This is a genomic window from Streptomyces sp. NPDC088915 (assembly GCF_044749825.1).
In the GTDB taxonomy this organism is placed as follows: domain Bacteria; phylum Actinomycetota; class Actinomycetes; order Streptomycetales; family Streptomycetaceae; genus Streptomyces.
In genome coordinates this window covers 118,027-138,595 of sequence record NZ_JBIVIR010000001.1, presented here as the reverse complement: position 1 = coordinate 138,595, position 20,569 = coordinate 118,027, and the positions used below count along the sequence as shown (strand labels likewise).

Here is a 20,569-nt window from a genome sequence, read left to right as displayed (position 1 = left end):
GGGGACGGGCCGCCGGCTGTGGGAGCTCTCGGAGCGCCTGACCGGGGTGCGGCTCCCGGTCGCCGCCGGGTGGCGACCGGCCCCCTCGCCGGCGTGCCGCCGTTCGAGGGGGCTGATCGTGAGGGCCGATCGAGGTCCGTCCGAAGCGGTCGGCCCTCAGAGGTCAGACCTCGGAGGTCAGTCGGAGATGAGCCCGTCCCGGAGCTGCGCCAGGGTGCGGGTCAGCAGCCGCGAGACGTGCATCTGGGAGATGCCGACCTCCTCGCCGATCTGCGACTGGGTCATGTTGGCGAAGAAGCGCAGCATGATGATCTGCCGCTCGCGGGGCGGCAGCTTGGCGAGCAGCGGCTTGAGCGACTCGCGGTACTCGACGCCTTCGAGGGCGCTGTCCTCGTAGCCGAGCCGGTCCGCGAGGGAGCCCTCGCCGCCGTCGTCCTCGGGCGAGGGGGAGTCGAGCGAGGAGGCGGTGTACGCGTTCCCGACGGCGAGGCCGTCGACCACGTCCTCCTCCGACACCCCGAGCACGGCGGCGAGTTCGGGGACGGTGGGGGAGCGGTCGAGCTTCTGGGCGAGCTCGTCGCCGGCCTTGGTGAGGGCGAGGCGCAGCTCCTGGAGCCGGCGCGGGACCCGCACCGACCACGAGGTGTCGCGGAAGAAGCGCTTGATCTCGCCGACCACCGTCGGCATCGCGAACGTCGGGAACTCCACGCCCCGTTCGCAGTCGAAGCGGTCGATCGCCTTGATCAGGCCGATGGTGCCGACCTGGACGATGTCCTCCATGGGCTCGTTGCGGGAGCGGAAGCGGGCGGCCGCGTACCGGACGAGGGGGAGGTTGAGCTCGATGAGGGTGTCGCGGACGTAGGTCCGCTCCGGGCTCTCGGCGGTGGCGCCCTCCGCGTCCAGGGCGCGCAGCCGCAGGAAGAGGGAGCGGGAGAGGGTGCGGGTGTCGAGGGCGCCGGTCGTGACGGGCATCGGCGGCGGGGTGGGCTCCGCGCTCTCGGGCGCCGTCGGCGCCGTCGTCTGCGTGGGCACGGGAACGACGGGAACGGGCGTGAGCGTGAGCACCTTGGAGCTGTCCAGTTCTGTGGACATGCCACCCCCTTGAGGTCGCGGACGGTCGCGGTGCCGCGACCGTCTGAGGAACGCAGCCACCACCTGAATACCGGCGGGAGGGCTGCGGCAAACGCGGTTCCAGCAGAATGTCACATGTCGGCAACACGCTGTAGTGACTTGTCGACACAATGCCCGCGCATATCCGCAGGAAACAAGGGGTGTTCGGCAGGAGATGCGGTGCGGAACTGCTCCGAACCGGTCTACCCGTTCCGGTTACGCTTCGATCCTGTTTGCGGATCTCAATCGTGCGAAGCTCCGCGCGAGGAGCCTTGACACGTGCATCTGGGAGACGCCGAGTTCCTGGCTGATCTGAGACTGGGTCAAGTTGCTGTAGTAGCGCAGCATCAGGATCCGCTGCTCCCTTTCGGGCAGTTGTACGAGAAGGTGCCGGACCAGATCCCGGTGCTCGACCCCGGCGAGCGCGGGGTCCTCGTAACCGAGCCGGTCGAGCAGCCCCGGCAGCCCGTCGCCCTCCTGCGCCGCCTCCAGCGAGGTGGCGTGGTACGAGCGTCCGGCCTCGATGCAGGCGAGCACCTCGTCCTCCCCGATCCGCAGCCGCTCGGCGATCTCGGCGGTGGTGGGGGAGCGCCCGTGAGCGGTCGTCAGGTCCTCGGTGGCGCCGTTGACCTGGACCCACAGCTCGTGCAGCCGGCGGGGCACGTGCACGGTCCGCACGTTGTCCCGGAAGTAGCGTTTGATCTCGCCGACGACCGTCGGCATCGCGAACGTCGGGAACTGCACGCCCCGGTCCGGGTCGAAGCGGTCGATGGCGTTGATCAGGCCGATGGTGCCGACCTGGACGACGTCCTCCATGGGCTCGTTGCGGGAGCGGAAGCGGGCGGCCGCGTACCGGACCAGCGGCAGGTTGGCCTCGATGAGGGCCCCGCGCACCCGGTCGTGCTCGGGGGTGCCCGGCTCCAGGTTCTTGAGCTGCCCGAAGAGGACCTGGGTGAGGGCGCGGGTGTCGGCGCCGCGGGTGCTCTGGGTGCGCGGGCGCGGTGACTCCGGGCCGCCTGCCTCGTGCTGGGGCGGGACTTGAGGTGCTGTACTGGCCGGCACGTTCACGCCACCCCTTTTTGGCTGGTCCTGCTGGTCGACTGGTGTCAACTACGGTCAACTCATCCATCAAAAGCGGTCATAGCATCACAAGACATGTCCACTGTGTGCAAGCACCCCATAACCACGTGTTGAGGACATGGGGGGAGGGAAGAGAGGGCCGAACGGGGGCGTACGGGAGGCGTGGGGGAGGCGTGCGGCAGGCGTGCGGGAGGCCGGAAAACGGCGAGGCCCCCGCCACGGGGGCGGGGGCCTCGGTCGTGACCGGGGGTCAGAAGGCGTAGTCGGCGATCACCCAGGTGGCGAACTCCCGCCACTGGGCGACACCCGCCTGGTGGGCGGGGTGCTCCAGATAGCGCTGGAGGGCGTCGGTGTCCTCGACGGCCGAATTGATGGCGAAGTCGTACGCGATCGGCCGGTCCGTGATGTTCCAGTCGCACTCCCAGAACCGGAGCTCCGGAATCTGCCCGCCGAGCGCCCGGAACGCCTCGACGCCCGCGACGACGCGCGGCTCGTCACGGGCGACGCCGTCGTCGAGCTTGAAGAGGACCAGATGGCGGATCACGGAGGGCTCCTAATTGATGAGTTCGGTCATGAACTCGCCGACACCCTGGGCGGCGCTGGAAATGCCCTCGAACCCTACCTGGACCAGATCCGCCGCCCTCGCCGGGGACGTGACGATCGTGTACAGCACAAAGACCACGACCGCGTACAGCGCGACCTTCTTCGCCTGCGCCATTTCCAGCCCTCCCCTGTTCCCCCGCCGTACGACCGCGCCACTCTAACCGAGCCTTTACGGACCAAGGGCCCGGAGAAGGAGGACTTTTGCCGTCCCCCGTAAGGGGGCGGGGCGCGCAGTATGGATGTCGAGCACCGGAGGATCTGGCAGGAATCCGAGGGGCTCCGGAACCGGCCCGCACTGCGGGGTCCGCGCCGCGAGGCTTCCCCCGACGGCGACGCGGACCTGGAGGACCGGTTCTCACCGGGGGGAGCGGCTTGTCCCCCCGATGCCGCTCCCCCCGACCGACGCCGCCTGCCGGAAGGCCCCGGACCGCGCCCCAACGCGCGACCGGGGCCTTTCCCGTACGCACCCCTCACGCGCCCCGTACGTGCTCCGCACACGCCGAAGGGCCCGGTTCTGATGAACCGGGCCCTTCGATCGAAGCGGTAGCGGAGGGATTTGAACCCTCGGTGAGTTTCCCCACACTCGCTTTCGAGGCGAGCTCCTTCGGCCGCTCGGACACGCTACCGAGAGAGAGCTTAGCCGAAACTGCCGCTGCGATGAAATCCGTATCCCGCCGCAGGTCGGAGCGGGGTGTGCGTGGGGGAGGCGGGCGCTTCAGCGGGCGCGGAAGAAGGCCGTGAGCCGCCGGGCGCACTCCTCGCCGAGCACGCCGTGGACCACCTCGGGCCGGTGGTTGAGCCGCCGGTCGCGCACGAGGTCCCAGAGCGAACCCGCCGCGCCCGCCTTCTCGTCCAGGGCCCCGAACACCACCCGCTCCACCCGGGACTGGACCAGGGCGCCCGCGCACATCACGCACGGCTCCAGGGTCACGACCAGCGTGCACCCCGTCAGGCGCCACTCCCCGGTCGCCGCGGCCGCCCGGCGCAGGGCGAGCACCTCGGCGTGCGCGGTGGGATCGCCGGTCGCCTCCCGCTCGTTGTGCGCCCGCGCGAGCACCGTCCCGTCCGGACCGAGCACGACCGCGCCGACCGGCACGTCGCCGGCCGGCCCGGCCGCCTCCGCCTCGTCGAGGGCGAGCAGCATGGCGTCCCGCCAGGGATCCCGCAGGGGATCCGGCACGGGTTCCCGTACGGGGCCGGGCGAGGGGCTCCGTACGGGATCGGGCAGAGGACCTCGTACGGGATCGGGAACGGGTACCGCGGGAACCACTAGCGGACGGCCTCCAGGACCTCGGCCGCGCCCAGCGCGTCCGCGATCTCCGCGAGCGCGTCGGTCTCCAGGGCGAGCAGCTCGGCCGGCGGCAGACCGAGGTCCGCCAGGATCAGCCGGTCGCCCACCGGGGCGGCCGGGACGGCCTCGGCGGCCACGGAGCCCGCCTCGTCGTCCCCGTCCCCGTCGGCGCCGAGCGGCTCCCCGTCCTCCGTGCCGTCCAGGTCCAGCGACTCCAGCTCGTCGGCCAGGTCGTCCAGGTCGTCACCGAGGATCTCCCGGGTGAGCATCTCCCCGTACGAGGAACGGGACGCGGCCGCGCCGTCCGAGACGTAGATGCGGGGATCCTCCTCCCCCTCGATCCGTACGATCCCGAACCACGCGTCCTCCTGCTCGATGAAGACGATCACCGTGTCGTCGTCCGAGGCGTCGCGGGCCAGCTCGACCAGATCCGACAGGGTCTCCACGTCGTCGAGCTCCGTGTCGCTCGCTTCCCACCCGTCTTCGGTGCGCGCGAGCAGTGCGGCGAAGTACACCTGACTCTCTCCCACTGATCAGAGGTGTGACGTTCCGGCGGCGCGGTCCTGAGCCCCGCCCCCTCGGCATCGTGACAGAAACGGCGCCCACAGGAGAGGTCTTCGGCTCTTGCGTCGTGCATCAGTCTGAACGTCCCCGCTATCGGGCGGGCGCGCGACCCCGGCGCACTCGGGGGGCGCACGGCCGGACCCGGACGGTCACCGCTGGTCGGAGCCGGTTTCCGCCGGTCACACCACGTCCGGCGCGGCGTACGGAATCCACCACGCCCCGACGGCCGACCGCGCCGCGCACCGCCCCACCGGCGGAAAGCGCACCGCCTCACCGGCGGAAAGCGCACCGCCTCGCCGGCGGGAAGCCCACCGCCCCACCGGTCGGCGCCTCACCAGCGGAAGGTCCGCATCCGCATCGCCTGCCGCATCCGGGCCGCCCGGGCGCGCCGGGGCTGCACGCGCTCGCGCAGCGCCTTCGCCTCGTGCAGCTCGCGCAGGAACTGCGCGCGGCGCCTGCGACGCTCCGTGTCGGTCTCCGCCGCCGGCCCCCGGGCCACCCTCTCGGCGGCCCGCTCGACCGGTCCTTCCAGGTCGGACATCTGCCACACCACCCCATCACCGGGTCCGTGTGCCCCCACCTTCCCCCAGTGGCGCGGATCGACGCCAGTGCGGGGCGGGCTACTGTTGAGTCATGCGTCTCCACGTCGTCGACCACCCCCTGGTCGCCCACAAGCTCACCACCCTGCGCGACAAGCGCACGGACTCCGCGACCTTCCGCCGTCTCGCCGACGAGCTGGTCACCCTGCTCGCCTACGAGGCCACCCGGGACGTGCGGACCGAGCAGGTCGACATCGAGACCCCGGTCACGACGACGACCGGTGTGAAGCTGTCGCACCCGCGTCCGCTGGTGGTCCCGATCCTGCGCGCGGGCCTCGGCATGCTCGACGGCATGGTCCGGCTGCTCCCGACCGCCGAGGTCGGCTTCCTGGGCATGATCCGCAACGAGGAGACGCTGGAGGCGTCGACCTACGCCACGCGGATGCCGGAGGACCTCTCGGGCCGCCAGGTGTACGTCCTGGACCCGATGCTGGCGACCGGCGGCACGCTGGTCGCGGCGATCCAGGAGCTGATCAAGCGCGGCGCGGACGACGTGACCGCGGTCGTGCTCCTCGCCGCCCCGGAGGGCGTCGAGGTCATGGAGCGCGAGCTCGCGGGCACCCCCGTCACCGTCGTGACGGCCTCGGTCGACGAGCGTCTCAACGAGAACGGCTACATCGTCCCGGGCCTGGGCGACGCGGGCGACCGCATGTACGGCTCGGCCGAGTAGGTCCTCAGCACTTCCCGGTCGGAGCGGGCGCGGGCTTGGTCAGGGCGACCAGGGCCGCGTCCGCCGTCGTTTTCGGGGACAGGTTCTTGAAGGCGGTCCCGATGATCAGGTCCACGTCCGCCGTGGTCCGGGCGTCCGTCCTGGTCGTGGCGCCCGCGAGCTGGGTGCCGAGGACCGGGAAGGCGCCCTTGGTGGCGGCGGGCGCGCCGAGGAGCAGCCCGGCGCCCGGGACCTTCTTGTCGTAGGCGGCGGGCGCGTTCCCGACCTTGCCGACCTTGAAGCCGCGCTTCTTGAGCTCGTCGGCCGTCGTCTTGGCGAGTCCGCTGCGCGGGGTCGCGTTGTAGACGTTGACCGTGATCTGCGCGGGCTTGGGCAGGGCCGCGGCGGCCTGCGCGGTCGGGGTGGGGGCGGGTTTGCAGTCGGCCCGCTTCCCGGCCGCCGCCTTCGTTCCCGCGTCGCCGGAGAACACGTCGACGAGCTGGAGCGTCCCCCAGCCGGCCGCGCCCAGCACGACCGCGGCGGCGGTGGCCGCGAGGACGATCCTGCGCCGACGGTGGGGGCGGCGCATGCGCGGGTAGACATCCCCCGTGATGCGGTACTTTCCGCCCATGCCGGGGGGAGTGAGCATGCTCATGAGCGCAGCGTAATGCCGCCCGTCGGCGATGCCTACTTGATGATCATGTGATCGCGTCCGGATGGGGAGGAACTGCCCCCGAAAGGGTCAGTGACCTCTGCCTTCCGGACGGTCCTCAGTCCAGTTCGAGGACGCGGGCGTGCAGCACCTGGCGCTGCTGGAGCGCCGCGCGGACGGCGCGGTGCAGTCCGTCCTCGAGGTAGAGGTCGCCCTGCCACTTCACGACGTGCGCGAAGAGGTCGCCGTAGAAGGTGGAGTCCTCCGCGAGCAGGGTCTCCAGGTCCAGCTGGCCCTTGGTGGTGACCAGCTGGTCGAGGCGGACCGGGCGCGGGGCGACGTCCGCCCACTGCCGGGTGCTTTCCCGGCCGTGGTCGGGATACGGCTTTCCGTTTCCGATGCGCTTGAAGATCACACGGAAAGCCTACCGGGCGAGCGGCTCCCGGCGCAGCCACGCACCCGGTGGGATGCCGGTGCGAACCGTGACGAACCGGAATCGAAGTGCCGTCAAAGGCGCGAGCGGGCCGCCGCCGCCCGGAGACACGGGGCCCGCCGCCCCCTGCCTCGGGCCCGCCCCGGCCCGGTTTCCGCGATGCCCGCGGGTTAGGGCCTGTCCGGCGGATCATGGCCGGGGCCGCGGCGCCTGGCACGGTACCTCGCCGCGTTGCCGAAACGTCCCGACAGCTCCGCTATCGAGCCGCTCCGGCGCCTTGCGATGCTTCCCCTAGGCCCTTGAGGGCCTGGGGAGACCCCATGCACCAGACGCCGCGGCCTACCCGACCCTGATCCGCCGGACAGGCCCTACGCCTTCGACGGACCCGCACTCGATCCGGGGGTCCTGCTCCGGGACGGCACCCGTCACCCGGACGTGCGGATCCGCGTCCCGCTGTCCGTCCTCGACCGGCACGGCACGGCACGACGCGGTCTGCTCGCGGGCGCCGGGGCCCCCGACCGCGCCGGCCGCCCGACGACCGTTACCCGGTGACCTCGTGGTGGTCGTCGTGCAGGCCGCCGCCGCTGCCCGCGTCGCCGGTGGTCGGGACGGAGACGACCGGCTTGCGGAGCGAGGAGATGTCGTGGGCGTAGGTGCCCACGGCGTTGGCGATGACGTCGATGTTGACGTCGAAGGCCTTCAGGTTGATGTTGCTGAGGTCGTCGCCCTTGGCGTGGTAGTTCACGTCGTAGGCGACGCCCGCCTGGCCGCCGAACCTGGCCGCCTGGGCGGCGGTCTTGATGCCCTCGGCGCCGGTGAAGGTGCCGCCGGAGGGGATGCCGACCTCGATGAACGGGCCGTAGTCGGAGCGGCCGGTGAAGTCGGTGCCCTCGTGCGGGTGCCCGTTCTCGTCGAGGAACTCGTTGATGTCGCGCTCCAGCTGGGCCGAGCCCGCGGGGCCCGCGCCGGCGCCGACGCCGTCCGAGTCGTCGCCGTCGTACACGAACAGGCCGTAGTTCGGCGAGGCGATCATGTCGAAGTTGAGGTAGAGCTTGATCTCCTTCTTGTCGAGCTCCGTGAGGTTCTGCACGTAGTGCTCGGAGCCGAGGAGGCCGTTCTCCTCCGCCGACCACCAGGCGAAGCGGACCTTGTTGCGGACCTTGTCCTTCGACTCGGCCAGCTTCAGGGCGGTCTGGAGGAGACCGGCGGAGCCCGAGCCGTTGTCGTTGATGCCGGGGCCCGCGGTGACGGAGTCGAGGTGCGAGCCGAGCACCACGGTGTTGGCGGCGTTGCCGGCCTTGGTCTCCGCGATGACGTTGTTGGTGGAACGCGTCTGCTGGAGCTGGCGGATCTCCAGGGAGAGGGTGACCGGGCCCTTGGCGAGGTCGGCGGCGAGCGCCCTGCCCTCGGCCAGGGTGATGCCGCCCGTGGGGATCTTCCCGGAGGCGGCGTCCCCGAGGGTGCCGGAGAGGACGCCGTCGGCGTTGTTGTAGATGACGGCGGCGACGGCACCGGCCGCGGCGGCGTTCTGCTGCTTCACCGCGAAGGCGCAGCCGCCGCGCTGGATGAGCGCGATCCTGCCGGTGAAGGCGCCGGCGGCGAAGTCGCCCGGCTCGCAGCCGCTGGTGGCGTCGGCGTCGACGGGCGCGGCCACCAGTTCGGCCCGGATGCCGCCGACCGGGGTGGACTTGGTGTACGTCATGGCCTTGATGTCGAACGCGCGGGGCGCGGGGGCGACGACCGAGGCCTTCTCGGCGAGCGTCTCCGTGTACGCGAAGTCGAACTTCTGGTACCGGACGTCGTAGCCGGCCTTCTTGAGCTGCGTGTACACGTACGCGGCCGAGGCGTCGTGCCCGAGCGAACCGGCCGCGCGGTGGCCGCCGGCCGAGTCGGCTATCGCCTGGAACTTCTGCAGGTGCTTGTAGGCGTCCTTGGCGGTGGTGTCGCGGACCAGCTTCTTCGCCAGCTTGGCGGCATCGCGGGCGGGTGCGGCCGTGGGGTCCTGTCCCGCGGTGGCGGGGGAGGCGAGGACCAGCGGGGCGGCGAGGGCGGCGGCGGCGAGGACGGCCGCGGCTCTGCGCTGGGATGCGTTCACAGAAGTCCTTCCCGGTACGGACGAGGTTGAGGGGAAGTTAGCGATCTCGGGGGTGTTCTGTGAACAGATTCGCCACAATTCCTGCCGGGTCGAACAGGATTGAAATCTGGAATTCTCAATTCCCTTACGGCGGGGCAGCTTTCGTCTCCTATGTCGGGTTCAGGTCCTCGCGAAGCGGTCGAGGGCCGCGAGGACCAGGTGACCGGTCTCCTCGCCGCCCAGGTGCCCGGCCCGCTCGACCACGTGCAGCTCGGCGTCCGGCCAGGCGCGGGCCAGCTCCCGGGCGGTGGTGAGCGGTCCGCCCATGTCGAGCCGGCCGTGGACCAGGACGCCGGGGACGCCGGCGAGCCGGTGCGCGTCGCGGATCAGGGCGCCCTCCTCCAGCCAGGCGCCGTGCGCGAAGTAGTGCGAGCAGATCCGCACGAAGCCGAGCCGGGTGTCGTCGACGCGGTCGGTGTACGGGGTGCCCGTGCCCTCCGTCGACAGGACGGCGTCCTCCCAGGCGCACCAGTCGGCCGCGGCCTTCTCCCGTACGGCCCGGTCGGGGTGGCCCATGAGGGCGGCGTACGCCCCGACGAGCTCTTCCGCCCCGGCCCCGTCGGCGGTCCCGGCCCCCGCCCGGAAGCGCTCGTGGGCCTCGGGGAAGAAGCGGCCGACGCCCTCGTAGAGCCAGGCGATCTCGGAGCGGCGGGTGGTGGTGACGGCGGCGATCACGATCTCCGTGACGCGCTCGGGGTGGGCCTCCGCGTACGCCAGGATCAGCGTGGAGCCCCAGGAGCCTCCGTGGAGCAGCCACTTCTCGATCCCGAGGTGCTCGCGCAGCCGCTCCATGTCCGCGACCAGATGGGCGGTGGTGTTGACGGACAGGTCGGCGGCCGGGTCGCTCGCGTGCGGGACGGAGCGGCCGCAGCCGCGCTGGTCGAAGAGGACGACCCGGTACGCCTCCGGGTCGAAGAAGCGCCGGGAGCGCGGGGAGGAGCCGGAGCCCGGCCCGCCGTGGACGACGAGCGCGGGCTTGCCCTCCGGGTTGCCGGAGGCCTCCCAGTGGACGAGGTTGCCGTCGCCCACGTCGAGCAGGCCCTGGTCGTACGGTGCGGTCTCCGGGTGCATCCGGCCGACCCTATCGGGGCGTCGGCGGGGCCTGCCGGGGGTTTCCGACGGGCCCTGTCGGGTTTCCCACGGGCCCTGTCGGGGTTCCGACGGGCCCTGTCAGGGTTTTCGACGGACCCTGTCAGAGTTCCGACGGGCCCTGAGGGAGGTCTACCGGCCCTTCACCCGCACCGACGGGTCCTCGCACCACTCCAGGACCGAGGGCCAGTCCCCGTACCCGTGGGCGGGGCTGAGGTGTCCGCCGTCCGGTACGAGGTCGAGGTCGAGGCCGAGCGGGCGGCCGTAGTGCAGGTCGGCGCCCTCGGGGCAGTACGGGTCGCCGCCCCCGTGCACGAGGCGCGCCCCGAGGCCGGTCTCCGTGAGGTCGAGCCCGTCGGCGAAGGCGGCGATCTCGGGGATCGAGGAGGTCACCGACGGCGAGGGCGGGGCGACGAGCAGCACCCGGTCGGCGTCCGGCCTGCGTGCGCCGGCACGCAGCCACAGCAGCACGGACAGGCTGTGCGCGAGGACCACGAACTCGCCCCGGGCGGGCCGCTTCCCGTGCTCCTCCAGGGCGTCGAGCCACTCCGCGAGCACGGGCGCGTCCGGCGAGGGCAGCTGCGGGTAGCGGACCTCGTGCCCGCGCTCCCGCAGCCGCTCGGCGAGCCAGTGCTGCCAGTGGCCGGGCGGACGGTGGTTCTGGAAGCCGTGCAGGATCAGGAAGGTCTTGGCGGCGGTGTCGTTCTCGGTCGTCATGGCGTGATCGTGCGTTCCGGGGCGCCCGGAGGTCCAGATAGGTTCCGGGGTGTGGACGGTCTGGAGGAGTTCGGGGCGGCGCTGGACGGGGTGCGGGTCGTCGGTCTGGGCGAGTCCACGCACGGGACGGCGGAGTTCTTCCGCCTCAAGCACCGCCTGTTCGAGCACCTGGTGACCGAGCACGGCTTCCGTACGCTCGCGATGGAGGCGAGCGCCTCGGCGGGGCCCGCGGTCGACGCGTACGTCAGGGACGGCACGGGCGACGCGGCGACCGCCCTGACCGGCCTCGGGTTCTGGACCTGGCGGACGCGGGAGGTCCTGGACCTCCTGGAGTGGATGCGCTCCTACAACCGGGGGCGGCCCCGCGCGGACCGGATCGGCTTCGCGGGGATCGACCCGCAGCGGAGCGGGGCGTCGGTGGCGCACTTCGGTCCGGAGCGCGCGGGGGTCCTCTCCGTACTGGCGGACGCACAGCCGGGCCGGCTCCCGGAGCGCAGGGCGGAACTCCTCGCGGCGGCGGAGGCGCTGGAGACGGGTGCTTCGGGTGCTTCGGGTGCCTTAGGCGACGCGGACCGGTGGCACGCCCGTGTCCTGGCGCGGGCGGCGGACGTGGCCACGGCCGAGCCCGGCGAGCGGCTGTGGCGGGTCAGGGACGGGCACATGGCGGACGCGGTCGACGAGACGGTGGCCGCGGCGGGCGGCGCCGGGGTCGCCGTGTGGGCGCACAACGGGCACGTGGGCGTCCGGGGCGCGGCGCTCGGCGCCCGGCTGCGGGAGCGGTACGGGCCCGCGTACTACGCGCTCGGCCTCTTCTTCGGCGAGGGCGCCTTCCGGGCCCGGCGGATGTGGCCGGGTCCCTGGGGACCCCGCCTGAAACGGCCGTCGCGGGTGGCGGTGAACCGGACCGGCCCGGCGGGCCCGGACACCCTGGAGGCGCTGCTCGCGGCGGCCTCTCCGAAGTCCGCGGACGCGCGTCTGCTGGACCTGCGGTCCCGCGCGCACGAGGAGTGGACGCGGCGGACGTACCCGACGCGCACGCACGGGGCGTACGTGGCCCGGTTCGTCCACCACCGGAACGTGACGCCGGTGGTGCCGGGGGAGGAGTACGACGGTCTGGCGTACGTACCGGTCTCGACCCCGTCGCGACCGCTCTGACGCCCCCTAGGGCCTGTCCGGCGGATCATGGCCGGGGCCGCGACGCCTGGCACGGTACCTCGCCGCGTTGCCGAAACGTCCCGATAGCTCCGCTATCGAGCCGCTCCGGCGCCTTGCGATGCTTCCCCTAGGCCCTTGAGGGCCTGGGGAGACCCCATGCACCAGACGCCGCGGCCTACCCGACCCTGATCCGCCGGACAGGCCCTAGGGCCCTCAGGGGTTCTCGCGCAGCGTGAGGAGTTCCCGTACGCCCGCCTTGAGGCGCTCGCCCGAGAGCTCCTGCTCGACGGTCAGGTGGTGCATGACGTCGGGGGAGAAGGGCGCGAGCAGCAGGTGCGCGAGGAGCGCGCCGTCCGACCCCGGCCTGAGCTGTCCGATGAGCAGGGCGACGTGCGTGTGCATCACCCGGTACGCGCCGCTGTGGTACCGGGCGCGGGGCGCGGCGGAGTGCGCGGCGAGCAGGATCGCGCGCTGCTCGGCGACCCGGTCGACGAGCGCGTCGAGGAAGGCGTCGAGCCGTTCGGCGGTCGGGGCGCCGGGCCCGAGCGGCGGCGGGCCGTTCATGTACGCCTCCTGGAACTGGCGCTCGCGGTCGTCGAGGAGCGCCCACAGGAGCTGGGAGACGTCGCCGAAGCGCCGGTAGACGGTGCCGACGCCGATGCCGCTGGCGTGGGCGACCTGGTTCATGGTGACGGCGTCGGGGCCCTGCTCGGCGACGATCCGGGCGGCCGCGTCGAGGATCCTGCGCCGGTTGCGGGCCGCGTCGGCGCGCTCGGGGGCGGGGGCGTCGAGGGTGGGGAGCAGACCGAGCGGGGGCGCGGTCGCGCGCTCCCCGGCCCGCGGGTTCTCGGTGCTCATCTCTGCGGACTCCTGCCCTTCTGCCCTGCGGCGCTGCCCCCGCAATCGAGCATACCTGCCCCTCTTGCGAAGCGGATACGGATCCGCTTAGGCTCGGTCGAGGAAGCGGATAGCGATCCACTTCTTGGGGTCAAGCTGGCTCGGTCGCGAAAACGCCGCGGAAGTCACCGCGGAAGGCACTGCGAAAAACGCCGCAGAAGACACCACGGAAGAGATCGAAAAAGAGATCGAGGAGAGTCCGTCATGTCCGTCAAGATCGCCGTCATCCACTACTCGGCCACCGGCACCGTCCACCGCCTCGCCCAGGCCGTCGCCGAGGGCGCGGAGAAGGCGGGCGCCGAGGTGCGCCTGCGCCGGGTGCCCGAGCTCGCCCCGGACGCCGCGATCGACGCGAACCCGGCCTGGCGCGCCCACGTGGACGCCACCGGCGACGTGGAGGTCGCCACGCTCGACGACCTGGAGTGGGCGGACGGGTACGCCCTCGGCTCCCCGACCCGCTTCGGGAACGTGGCCGCGCAGCTCAAGCAGTACATCGACACGTCGGGCGGCCTGTGGCAGCGGGGCGTCATGGCGGACAAGCCCGCGACCGCCTTCACCAGCGCCCACAACGTCCACGGCGGCAACGAGTCGACGCTGCTCGCCCTCTACAACACCTTCCACCACTGGGGCTCGGTCATCGTCTCGCCGGGCTTCACCGACCCGTCGGTGTACGCGGCGGGCGGCAACCCCTACGGGACCGCCCACCCCGGCGCCCACGGCGAACCCGGCGAGGACGTCCTCGCCGCCGCCCGCTACCAGGGCGAGCGCCTCACCCGGATCACGAAGCGCCTGAAGGGCCTGGCGGACGCCTGAGGCCTCGCGGCGCCCGGGCGGGTCAGGCCAGGGAGAGGAAGAGCTTCTCGAGGCGGGCCCGCATGGCGTCGCGGTCCTCGCCGTCCTTCCGCCCGTCCTCGACCTCGGTCAGGCACTGCTGGAGTCCGGTCGCGATGATCGCGAAGCCGGCCCGGTCGAGGGCCCGGGAGGCGGCGGCGAGCTGGGTCACGACCTCCTCGCAGTCCCGGCCCTCCTCGATCATCCGGATCACCCCGGAGATCTGCCCCTGAGCCCGGCGCAGCCGGTTCAGCACGGCCTTGAGCTCCGCGCCCGCGAGATCGAGTTCCACAACGTCTCCTCCACAGATACCCCGGGGGGTAATTTACTCCCCGACCCGGGGCTCCGTCGTAGTCCAAGGATGACACCTGGAGAACCCCACCGACGGCGGGCGACCGGGGGCCGGGGGCCTCTCTGCCTCCAAGGCCCCCGGCCCCCGGCCTCTGAGTCCCCCGGCCTCCGAGTCCTCCGGCCTCCGAGTCCTCCGGGCTCCGAGTCCTCCGGGCTCCGAGTCCCCCGGCCTCCGAGTCCCCCGGCCTCCGAGTCCCCCGGGCTCAGCCGACGACGGAGGGCTCGGTCGTCTGCCGCACCCGGGCGGGCCGACGCTGCTCGAACTGTCCCAGGTGGGTGACGACCGATCCGTAGAAACGGTCGACGGCGTCGTCGACGCTGCGGATGAACCCCGACTCCGCGCTGCCCCGGCCGCTGCCCATCCCCTTGAAGAGCGAGAGCCGGAAGCCGGTGATGGCGGCACCGTCCCTCGGCAGCAGGTCGCCCGGCTCCGGCCGCAGCCTCTCCAGCGTCCCGCGCGGCCCGTTCCGCCCGTCGAGCAGGGTCTCCACGTGCAGATCGGCCGGGGCCTCCTCCAGGACGCGCAGGAGGCGCTTCGCGACCGAGAGCGGATAGGCGCCGTCCGGGGCGGGGACGTCCATGGAGGTGCGGATCTTCCCGGTGCGGAGGTCGGCCGTCACGGACAGGATGCTCCGGGCGCCGTCGACCCGTACCTCCGCGGACAGCCTCCCCTCCTCGCAGAGCCGGTCGGCCAGCTCCGCACGGCGGGACTTCGGGTCGGTGCCGCGTCTGGCCCGCTGCACGGGCAGCGCCTTCTGCCCGAGTTCGCCGCCCAGCCGGAGGCAGACCTGGCGGATCAGGCGCTCCCAGCTCTCCACGACCTCCACGGCGCGGAGGTCGCCCTGGCACAGGGTCTCGGTGTCGATGCCGTTGCGCACGGGCACCCAGGCCGGCCCCATGTTCTGGAAGCCGTGGCAGCCGGAGTTCTCGTGCTGGAGGTAGTGGAGCAGCTCCTGGAGCAGCCAGGCGTGCGCCGCGTTCCCGACGCCCTCGTGCCGGATCAGCATCTGGGCCTGGTGGGCGACCTCGGCCCAGGAGAGGTGCCACAGCGACACCTTGTGCTTGCGCCGCCCGTCCGTCTTGACCTCGACGAGGGGGCTGCCTTCCAGGGCCACGTCGTTGGACAGGGTGATGACGGCCTCGTACCCACGCCGCGCGGCGATGTCCATGTAGTTCTGGACCTGCTCGGACTTCAGCGGGTTGCCGTTGGTCTTGGTCTCGACGAGCGCGGTCCAGAGCTTCCCGGCCCGCTCCGTACGGATGACGCCGTCCGGGCGCTTCGGGCTGTCCCCGTGGGGGAGCGACACCTCGGTGAAGGTCTGCATCCGGCCGGCGGGCGCCCCGAATCCGGCGGTGAGGCGCCGCCCGAACTCCGGGACCTCCGCCATCACGGAGAGCAGCACCGACGTGGCGCGCACCTCGCGCTCCCGGTCGCTCTTGTAGGAGGGCACGGGGAAGAGCCGGGCGGGCTTCCAGGAGTCGTTCTCCGCGAGCGACTTCTTCGCGGCCTTCGGGAGTGTGACCTTCTTCTTGGCCGTACGCGTGCCACGCCGCCGCCCGACGGCCTCGTCCGCCCCGCCGGGCGGAACGGGCGCGATGGCCGGACTGGTAGGGGAGGCCGCAACGATTCCGGCGGCCGCACCGATGACGGGGCCCGTGCAGGTTCCGGGAGCCGCACCGATGGCGGGAGCCGCACCAGCGAGGGAAGCCACGTCCGTGACGGGCGTCCGAGGCGCCGGAATCAGCGCAGCACCGCCGGCCTTCTCCGTACCTCTGACGGCCTCGCCGCCCTCACCACCCCCGCTGTGCTCTCCGTGTTCTCCGTGGGCTCCCTGCTCGTCGTCTTCCTCGACCTCGACGGCGATGCCGAAGTCGGTGGCGAGCCCGGCGAGTCCGGTTTCGTACCCCTGGCCGACGGCACGGAACTTCCACTCCTCGTTCCGCCGGTAGAGCTCGCCGAAGATGAAGGCCGTCTCGACCGTGGCGTCCGTGATGGAGAAGCCGAGCAGCGGCTCGCCCGACCGGTCCGTGACCGTCATGCGCAGGTCGTCCAGGTCGCCGAAACGGGCGCCACCGTCCTGGCTCGCGGCCACCACGATCCGGACGACGTCCTCGGGGATCGCCGTGAGGTCCAGACTGATCCGGTCCTCACTGCCGTTCTCCGTCGGAACCTTGCCCAGGAGTTGCACGCTGCCGTCCTCGGCGGCGGGGCGGTTGTAGAAGTAGAAGTCGGCGTCGCCACGGACCTTGCCGTCGCCGTCGAGGAGCAGCAACGAGACGTCGGCGTCGCCGTCGCCCGTCGCACTGCTCCAGCTCAGCCCGACGATGACCGCACCAGTGTCCTCACTGAGGGCGGCCAGCCCGATGTTGGCTCCCTTGAGCATCTCGTGCACGTGTCCCCCCGGACCCTCGCAATGTGATCTGCGCCTCACGGGAACCGTAACGTCCACAACGGGAGATCGAGTGGACAAGGTGAAGTTTTGACCAAGGGGAGGGGGAGGAAGTCCGGAGCCCGTGGTTTCACGTGAAACCGGGATCAGGGTCAGAGGAGGGATCAGTGCCAAGCGTGGGGCCAGTCCGGACTTGGCCCCCTCCCGTCCATCAACCGGACGGCCACCGGGTAGACCGGAAGCCGACCGGAGCCGGACCGTCGTTCCCGACACCGCGCGGAAGCGCATCCGAAGAACGGGATAAATCACCCGCCCGCTTCATGATGCAAACGTGAACGCATTCACCTTCTCCGCCGCCTTCATCACCTTCTTCTCCGTCGTCGGCCCGCCGAAGGTGCTCCTCTCCTTCGCCGGCCTCGCCCAGGTCCACCCCGCCCGCCAGCTGCGGACCATCGCCCTCATCTCCTCGGCCGCGGCCGTCCTCGTGGGCCTCCTCGCCGGCATCACGGCCCCCTGGCTGCTCGACCTCTTCCACATCAGCACCCCCGCCCTCCAGCTCGCGGGCGGCCTGATCTTCTTCCTCTACGCCGTCGGCCTCGTCCTCGGCCTCCACCTGGGCTCCGACGGAGTCCACCAGGACGCCCCCGACCTGCTCAGCGGGGTGCGCGAACTGCTCATGCCGTACGTCGTGAGCCCGCTCGCCCTGACGGCGGTACTCATCGAGGGGGCCGCCCGCGACACCTTCAGCTGGCGTTCGACGGTGGTCGGGGCGTACGTGGCGGTCATCGCCCTCGACCTGATCTGCGTCCTGCTCCTCACCCGGGTCCTGCTCCACACCCACCACGCCACGATCGAGCTCCTCGGCCGCCTCCTAGGCCTCCTGCTCGCCGCCGTCGGCGTCGACCTGGTCCTCGACGGCCTCTCCGACCTGGGGGTACCGGACCTGGACGCCCGGCAATAGGACTTGTCCGGGCGATCTTCGAGGGCGGCATGGACACCGCCGTACTTCAGCAGACACCGGAAGAGGCCTCCGATCACGCTGTCGTGCACCACGGACACACCGACTGCACGCGCGACGACGAGGTCGTCGTCTCCGGGGCAGCTGATCCCGTACCGGCATCGCGGCGTCCCACCTGCGGTATCCCTTCCGGCGCCGACCCGGCCCCCGCCGCAGTGATCGGCTACGCGGCCCTCAACGCGCAGACCACTACAACGGGTTGAGTAGCGCTACTCAGGCGCCAGGGGGCCGCCCCGCCGCATGCTGGAACCGTCGTCGACACGGCGGCACCGGTCCCGTCCAGGAGGAATCGATCATGCGAGACAGCCGTCCGCGCACTCTCGTCCGGCTCACGTTCGCCAACCCCGCCTCACTGGTCTACCTCGGCCTGGTGGTCGCAGCGGCGCTCCCCCTGGTATTCGCCTCGGCGACCGCGGACAGCGGCTTCGCGGCCGTCTGGATCCTCCTGATCACCGCGCCCACCAGCATGCTCCTGCTCCTCCCCGACTTCGCGGACGGCGACACGGGCCTGGCGACCGGGTACTTCATCGCCGTACTGGCCTTCTCCGCGCTGCTCCACTCCTTCCTCCTCGGCCTCGCGTACCGGGGACTCCGGGGAAACCCGGAGCGACAGGCCCGCGCCACCACGTGAAAACCCTGCCCCGACTCCGCAAAACGCCCTGTCGCCGACAAGGAAATAACGGGTACGTCGTCTTCGCGCTCTCGCCCCGCCCGTCCACTGCCCTCGCGGACACCGGGCACTCCAGATTGCACGACGTCACTGCCTCGTGGGCTCAGCTGCGTGGCAACTGCTTCAGCCGACTGATCGCCCGCTCGACGGTGTTGCGCTTCTTGTGGTCGGTCGTGCCGTCGACCGACCACAAGCGGTGACGCTCATAGACGGTCTTCCACGGCCCGAACCGTTCGGGAAGGTCACGCCACTGCGTCCCGGCCCGCACCCGGTGCAGAATCCCGTCGATCACCTGCCGGTGATCCCGCCACCTGCCACACCGCCCATTACCGACCGGAAGGAACGGCCGCAGCCGCTCCCACTCGGCATCACTCGGCAGCAGTTGGCAGCAGTTGGCAGTACTCGGCATTACTGGGATCACCCCGCCCCACGCCCACAGAAGCGACTCGGGCACGGAGTAGTCGCATGATCGGCCGGACGAGTCCCAGAGGGCGACCGGCCGATCAGACCCCGGGGTGCTCCGGCGCCGGGCGGTCCTCAGGCCGCCGCCCGTTCTCCCCATGGCCGCCTCCGCAGGGAGGGTTCGGTGAGGACGACGGACGCGCCCTTGAGCAGCCCTTCCAGCCGCTCCATGGTCCGGGGCCCGATGATCACGGAGGACACCGCCGGATGCGCGGCGGCGAACGCGACGGCCGGCTCGGGCAGGGTGCACCCGATCTCGTCCGCGAGGACGGTGAACTCCTCGACGGCGTCGAGCTTGGCGACGTTCTCCGGCAGGGCGGGATCGCAACGGTGCGGGGTGAGGGCGGCGCGCCCCTGCCCCGGGTCGACCGGCTGCCCCTTCTGCCCCTTGCGGCACCGGCCGGTGAGGAAGCCGGAGGCGAGCGGGCTCCAGGCCGGCACGCCCATCCCGTACCGCTGGGCGACGGGCAGCACGGACGTCTCCACGCCCCGGGCGAGCAGCGAGTACGGCGGCTGCTCGGTCCGGAACCGGCGCAGGCTGTTCTCGACGGCGAGGGTGATCCAACGGCGCGACGAACCGCTCCTGTTGGGCCCCTCGCCCGTCGGGAAGTACACCTTGGTGGCGAGGGCGGAGTGGATGACCCGTACGGACTCCTGGCGGTCCGGATTGCCGACGGCGCCGAACATCATCGCGCCGAGGCAGTACGTGCTGACTTCGATCGCGGTTCCACCGAGTACCCGGTAGCGCGTGCGCGCACCGTAGGAGCTGGAGCGCACTCGAGGACAAGCCCTGCGGGAACAGACTCCGTTCCCCCCTCCCCTAAGGGTTGAGGAGCTGATCGGCGACGGAGGTGCGGGCGTAGAGGACGGAGCGTCCGCTGCGGTGGGAGGTGACGAGACCGGCGTTCCGCAGGGCGATGAGGTGCTGGGAGACCCCGGCGGCGGAGAGCCCGGAGTGCGTGGCGAGCTGGGTGGTGGAGGCCGGGGTGTCGAGCGCGGCGAGGAGCAGGGTCCGGGAACGGCCGAGGACGGCGGCGACGGCGTCCGTGGCGGCGGTGGTACGGGGTTCCCACACGGTACCGAAACCCCGTGCCGGATAGGCGAGTTGGGGCGGATCGGGGTGGACGGAACGGGTGAGCACCCGGGGCCAGACGAAGACGGAGGGGACGAGCAGCAGCCCGGACCCGGCCTGGTCGCGGGTGAGCGCGCAGTGGCGCCGTACGAGGCGCAGGGTGCCGTCGTCCCACCGTACGGTCTCGTGGAGTTCGCCCAGGACCCGGGCCGAACCGTGCTCGGCGACCTGCCGGGCCCGGTGGAAGACGTCGGCCTCCAGGACCTTCTGGACGCGGGCCCAGTAGGGGGCGAGGGCGAGCTCCCAGTAGGACTCGATCTCGTCGGTGACCTTCGGCAGGACGGCCTCGGGATCGTCGTGGAGGTCCTGGAGCCCCGCTCCACCGCTCCTCCTTTCGAGGGCGAGCTTCCGCAGGTCCTCGCGCACCTGCTCGGCGGGGGTGCGGCGGACGGCGTCGAGCTCGGTGCCGAGGGTGGGGAAGGGCCCGGCGGGGGTGGGGTTGAGGAAGTCCGCGAGGTATCCGTCGGCGGGCACGAGCGCGGCGAGCCGCCCGCGGTCGAGCCCGGCGCGCACGATCCGGGGCCGGACCTGCGCGGCCCAGCGCTGGTGTGGGGCGGAGTCGGACCGCTGGGCGAGGACCCGGAAGCTGGTGACGACCTCCCAGAGGGGGGAGACGGCGAAGCGGGTCTGGGCGAGATCGGCGGCGGAGAAGCTGAGTTCGTATTCCATGCGAGGCCCCCGAGACGACGAACTGACGAAGCGACGAACTGACGAAGCCACGAACTGACGAAGCGACGAACTG

General features: G+C 71.9%; 23 protein-coding genes, 1 tRNA gene and 1 pseudogene. 6 read left to right on the top strand and 19 right to left on the bottom strand.

Annotation, left to right across the window (positions count from 1 at the left end):
* Positions 1-177: 177 nt before the first annotated feature.
* From ACIP5O_RS00695 to ACIP5O_RS00660, 8 genes are all read right to left on the bottom strand, one after another.
* Positions 178-1,092, bottom strand: coding sequence for an RNA polymerase sigma factor SigF (locus tag ACIP5O_RS00695; protein ID WP_401286835.1), 915 nt, complete (start codon positions 1,090-1,092; stop codon positions 178-180).
* A 234-nt stretch (positions 1,093-1,326) separates the two neighbouring features.
* Entirely contained in the window at positions 1,327-2,172 is an 846-nt protein-coding gene (locus tag ACIP5O_RS00690) for an RNA polymerase sigma factor SigF (RefSeq protein WP_125659588.1), read from the bottom strand.
* Positions 2,173-2,440: 268 nt separating this feature from the next.
* A complete protein-coding gene (locus ACIP5O_RS00685) occupies positions 2,441-2,734 on the bottom strand; it encodes a Dabb family protein (protein ID WP_401286832.1) in 294 nt (97 codons plus the stop codon).
* Positions 2,735-2,743: 9 nt separating this feature from the next.
* A complete protein-coding gene (locus ACIP5O_RS00680; RefSeq protein ID WP_163013800.1) occupies positions 2,744-2,908 on the bottom strand; it encodes a hypothetical protein in 165 nt (54 codons plus the stop codon).
* A gap of 426 nt (positions 2,909-3,334) precedes the next feature.
* Positions 3,335-3,419, bottom strand: a tRNA-Ser gene (locus tag ACIP5O_RS00675).
* An 89-nt stretch (positions 3,420-3,508) separates the two neighbouring features.
* Positions 3,509-3,937 carry a tRNA adenosine(34) deaminase TadA gene (gene tadA, locus ACIP5O_RS00670; RefSeq protein WP_401288082.1) on the bottom strand — a complete coding sequence of 143 codons (429 nt, stop codon included), beginning with the start codon at positions 3,935-3,937 and terminating at the stop codon, positions 3,509-3,511.
* Positions 3,938-4,062: 125 nt separating this feature from the next.
* Complete coding sequence (locus ACIP5O_RS00665) at positions 4,063-4,599, bottom strand: hypothetical protein (RefSeq protein WP_401286828.1); 537 nt, start codon at positions 4,597-4,599, stop codon at positions 4,063-4,065.
* Positions 4,600-4,979: 380 nt separating this feature from the next.
* Positions 4,980-5,189 carry a hypothetical protein gene (locus tag ACIP5O_RS00660; RefSeq protein ID WP_053640088.1) on the bottom strand — a complete coding sequence of 70 codons (210 nt, stop codon included), beginning with the start codon at positions 5,187-5,189 and terminating at the stop codon, positions 4,980-4,982.
* 92 nt (positions 5,190-5,281) lie between these two features.
* Here ACIP5O_RS00660 and upp point away from each other — a divergent pair, with 92 nt between their 5' ends.
* A complete protein-coding gene (upp, locus tag ACIP5O_RS00655) occupies positions 5,282-5,917 on the top strand; it encodes a uracil phosphoribosyltransferase (RefSeq protein ID WP_062753576.1) in 636 nt (211 codons plus the stop codon).
* A gap of 4 nt (positions 5,918-5,921) precedes the next feature.
* On the opposite strand, the gene ACIP5O_RS00650 is transcribed toward upp, so the two are convergent.
* The 5 genes from ACIP5O_RS00650 to ACIP5O_RS00630 form a co-directional block, all read right to left on the bottom strand.
* The gene (locus ACIP5O_RS00650; RefSeq protein ID WP_401286824.1) at positions 5,922-6,551 is read right to left on the bottom strand and encodes a LytR C-terminal domain-containing protein; all 630 of its coding nucleotides are present in this window, start codon (positions 6,549-6,551) and stop codon (positions 5,922-5,924) included.
* Between the two features lie 115 nt (positions 6,552-6,666).
* Positions 6,667-6,963, bottom strand: a complete 297-nt coding sequence (locus ACIP5O_RS00645; RefSeq protein ID WP_030209440.1) for a type II toxin-antitoxin system VapB family antitoxin — start codon at positions 6,961-6,963, stop codon at positions 6,667-6,669.
* Positions 6,964-7,522: 559 nt separating this feature from the next.
* Complete coding sequence (locus tag ACIP5O_RS00640; RefSeq protein ID WP_401286820.1) at positions 7,523-9,076, bottom strand: M28 family metallopeptidase; 1,554 nt, start codon at positions 9,074-9,076, stop codon at positions 7,523-7,525.
* 159 nt (positions 9,077-9,235) lie between these two features.
* On the bottom strand, positions 9,236-10,186 hold the full coding sequence (gene pip, locus ACIP5O_RS00635) for a prolyl aminopeptidase (protein WP_401286817.1): 951 nt from the start codon (positions 10,184-10,186) through the stop codon (positions 9,236-9,238).
* A 150-nt stretch (positions 10,187-10,336) separates the two neighbouring features.
* On the bottom strand, positions 10,337-10,921 hold the full coding sequence (locus ACIP5O_RS00630) for an RBBP9/YdeN family alpha/beta hydrolase (RefSeq protein WP_401286814.1): 585 nt from the start codon (positions 10,919-10,921) through the stop codon (positions 10,337-10,339).
* 51 nt (positions 10,922-10,972) lie between these two features.
* Between ACIP5O_RS00630 and ACIP5O_RS00625 the strand changes: the two genes are divergently transcribed.
* A complete protein-coding gene (locus tag ACIP5O_RS00625; RefSeq protein WP_401286811.1) occupies positions 10,973-12,076 on the top strand; it encodes an erythromycin esterase family protein in 1,104 nt (367 codons plus the stop codon).
* A 213-nt stretch (positions 12,077-12,289) separates the two neighbouring features.
* Here the strand turns inward: ACIP5O_RS00625 and ACIP5O_RS00620 are convergent, their stop codons facing one another.
* Positions 12,290-12,934, bottom strand: coding sequence for a TetR/AcrR family transcriptional regulator (locus ACIP5O_RS00620; protein WP_401286808.1), 645 nt, complete (start codon positions 12,932-12,934; stop codon positions 12,290-12,292).
* Between the two features lie 243 nt (positions 12,935-13,177).
* On the opposite strand from ACIP5O_RS00620, the gene wrbA reads away from it, so the two are divergent.
* On the top strand, positions 13,178-13,786 hold the full coding sequence (gene wrbA / locus ACIP5O_RS00615; protein WP_356539830.1) for an NAD(P)H:quinone oxidoreductase: 609 nt from the start codon (positions 13,178-13,180) through the stop codon (positions 13,784-13,786).
* A 22-nt stretch (positions 13,787-13,808) separates the two neighbouring features.
* Here the strand turns inward: wrbA and ACIP5O_RS00610 are convergent, their stop codons facing one another.
* Positions 13,809-14,096 (bottom strand): metal-sensitive transcriptional regulator, encoded by a 288-nt coding sequence (locus ACIP5O_RS00610; protein WP_383437089.1) that lies wholly within the window; start codon positions 14,094-14,096, stop codon positions 13,809-13,811.
* Between the two features lie 262 nt (positions 14,097-14,358).
* Positions 14,359-16,539, bottom strand: coding sequence for a TerD family protein (locus ACIP5O_RS00605; RefSeq protein ID WP_401288079.1), 2,181 nt, complete (start codon positions 16,537-16,539; stop codon positions 14,359-14,361).
* Positions 16,540-16,876: 337 nt separating this feature from the next.
* On the opposite strand from ACIP5O_RS00605, the gene ACIP5O_RS00600 reads away from it, so the two are divergent.
* From ACIP5O_RS00600 to ACIP5O_RS00590, 3 genes are all read left to right on the top strand, one after another.
* Positions 16,877-17,506 carry a MarC family protein gene (locus tag ACIP5O_RS00600; protein ID WP_401286803.1) on the top strand — a complete coding sequence of 210 codons (630 nt, stop codon included), beginning with the start codon at positions 16,877-16,879 and terminating at the stop codon, positions 17,504-17,506.
* Between the two features lie 29 nt (positions 17,507-17,535).
* Positions 17,536-17,766 carry a hypothetical protein gene (locus ACIP5O_RS00595; RefSeq protein ID WP_401286800.1) on the top strand — a complete coding sequence of 77 codons (231 nt, stop codon included), beginning with the start codon at positions 17,536-17,538 and terminating at the stop codon, positions 17,764-17,766.
* A 92-nt stretch (positions 17,767-17,858) separates the two neighbouring features.
* Positions 17,859-18,194, top strand: a complete 336-nt coding sequence (locus ACIP5O_RS00590) for an SCO4225 family membrane protein (protein WP_401286797.1) — start codon at positions 17,859-17,861, stop codon at positions 18,192-18,194.
* Positions 18,195-18,399: 205 nt separating this feature from the next.
* On the opposite strand, the pseudogene ACIP5O_RS00585 reads toward ACIP5O_RS00590, so the two are convergent.
* From ACIP5O_RS00585 to ACIP5O_RS00575, 3 genes and pseudogenes are all read right to left on the bottom strand, one after another.
* Positions 18,400-18,642 (bottom strand): annotated as a pseudogene (locus ACIP5O_RS00585) (transposase); the annotation flags it as partial.
* 128 nt (positions 18,643-18,770) lie between these two features.
* Positions 18,771-19,385 carry an aldo/keto reductase gene (locus ACIP5O_RS00580; protein ID WP_401288077.1) on the bottom strand — a complete coding sequence of 205 codons (615 nt, stop codon included), beginning with the start codon at positions 19,383-19,385 and terminating at the stop codon, positions 18,771-18,773.
* 130 nt (positions 19,386-19,515) lie between these two features.
* Entirely contained in the window at positions 19,516-20,496 is a 981-nt protein-coding gene (locus ACIP5O_RS00575) for a DUF5937 family protein (protein WP_401286795.1), read from the bottom strand.
* Positions 20,497-20,569 lie beyond the last annotated feature (73 nt).

Excerpts from the sequence above, each read along its gene's own strand:
- ACIP5O_RS00695 (WP_401286835.1), bottom strand. The coding sequence starts at position 1,092 with ATGTCCACAGAACTGGACAGCTCCAAGGTGCTCACGCTCACGCCCGTT.
- ACIP5O_RS00660 (WP_053640088.1), bottom strand. The coding sequence starts at position 5,189 with ATGTCCGACCTGGAAGGACCGGTCGAGCGGGCCGCCGAGAGGGTGGCC.
- ACIP5O_RS00590 (WP_401286797.1), top strand. The coding sequence starts at position 17,859 with ATGCGAGACAGCCGTCCGCGCACTCTCGTCCGGCTCACGTTCGCCAAC.
- ACIP5O_RS00650 (WP_401286824.1), bottom strand. The coding sequence starts at position 6,551 with ATGAGCATGCTCACTCCCCCCGGCATGGGCGGAAAGTACCGCATCACG.
- ACIP5O_RS00595 (WP_401286800.1), top strand. The coding sequence starts at position 17,536 with ATGGACACCGCCGTACTTCAGCAGACACCGGAAGAGGCCTCCGATCAC.
- pip (WP_401286817.1), bottom strand. The coding sequence starts at position 10,186 with ATGCACCCGGAGACCGCACCGTACGACCAGGGCCTGCTCGACGTGGGC.
- ACIP5O_RS00580 (WP_401288077.1), bottom strand. The coding sequence starts at position 19,385 with ATGATGTTCGGCGCCGTCGGCAATCCGGACCGCCAGGAGTCCGTACGG.
- ACIP5O_RS00605 (WP_401288079.1), bottom strand. The coding sequence starts at position 16,539 with ATGCTCAAGGGAGCCAACATCGGGCTGGCCGCCCTCAGTGAGGACACT.
- wrbA (WP_356539830.1), top strand. The coding sequence starts at position 13,178 with ATGTCCGTCAAGATCGCCGTCATCCACTACTCGGCCACCGGCACCGTC.
- ACIP5O_RS00620 (WP_401286808.1), bottom strand. The coding sequence starts at position 12,934 with ATGAGCACCGAGAACCCGCGGGCCGGGGAGCGCGCGACCGCGCCCCCG.
- ACIP5O_RS00630 (WP_401286814.1), bottom strand. The coding sequence starts at position 10,921 with ATGACGACCGAGAACGACACCGCCGCCAAGACCTTCCTGATCCTGCAC.
- ACIP5O_RS00575 (WP_401286795.1), bottom strand. The coding sequence starts at position 20,496 with ATGGAATACGAACTCAGCTTCTCCGCCGCCGATCTCGCCCAGACCCGC.
- upp (WP_062753576.1), top strand. The coding sequence starts at position 5,282 with ATGCGTCTCCACGTCGTCGACCACCCCCTGGTCGCCCACAAGCTCACC.
- tadA (WP_401288082.1), bottom strand. The coding sequence starts at position 3,937 with ATGCTGCTCGCCCTCGACGAGGCGGAGGCGGCCGGGCCGGCCGGCGAC.
- ACIP5O_RS00680 (WP_163013800.1), bottom strand. The coding sequence starts at position 2,908 with ATGGCGCAGGCGAAGAAGGTCGCGCTGTACGCGGTCGTGGTCTTTGTG.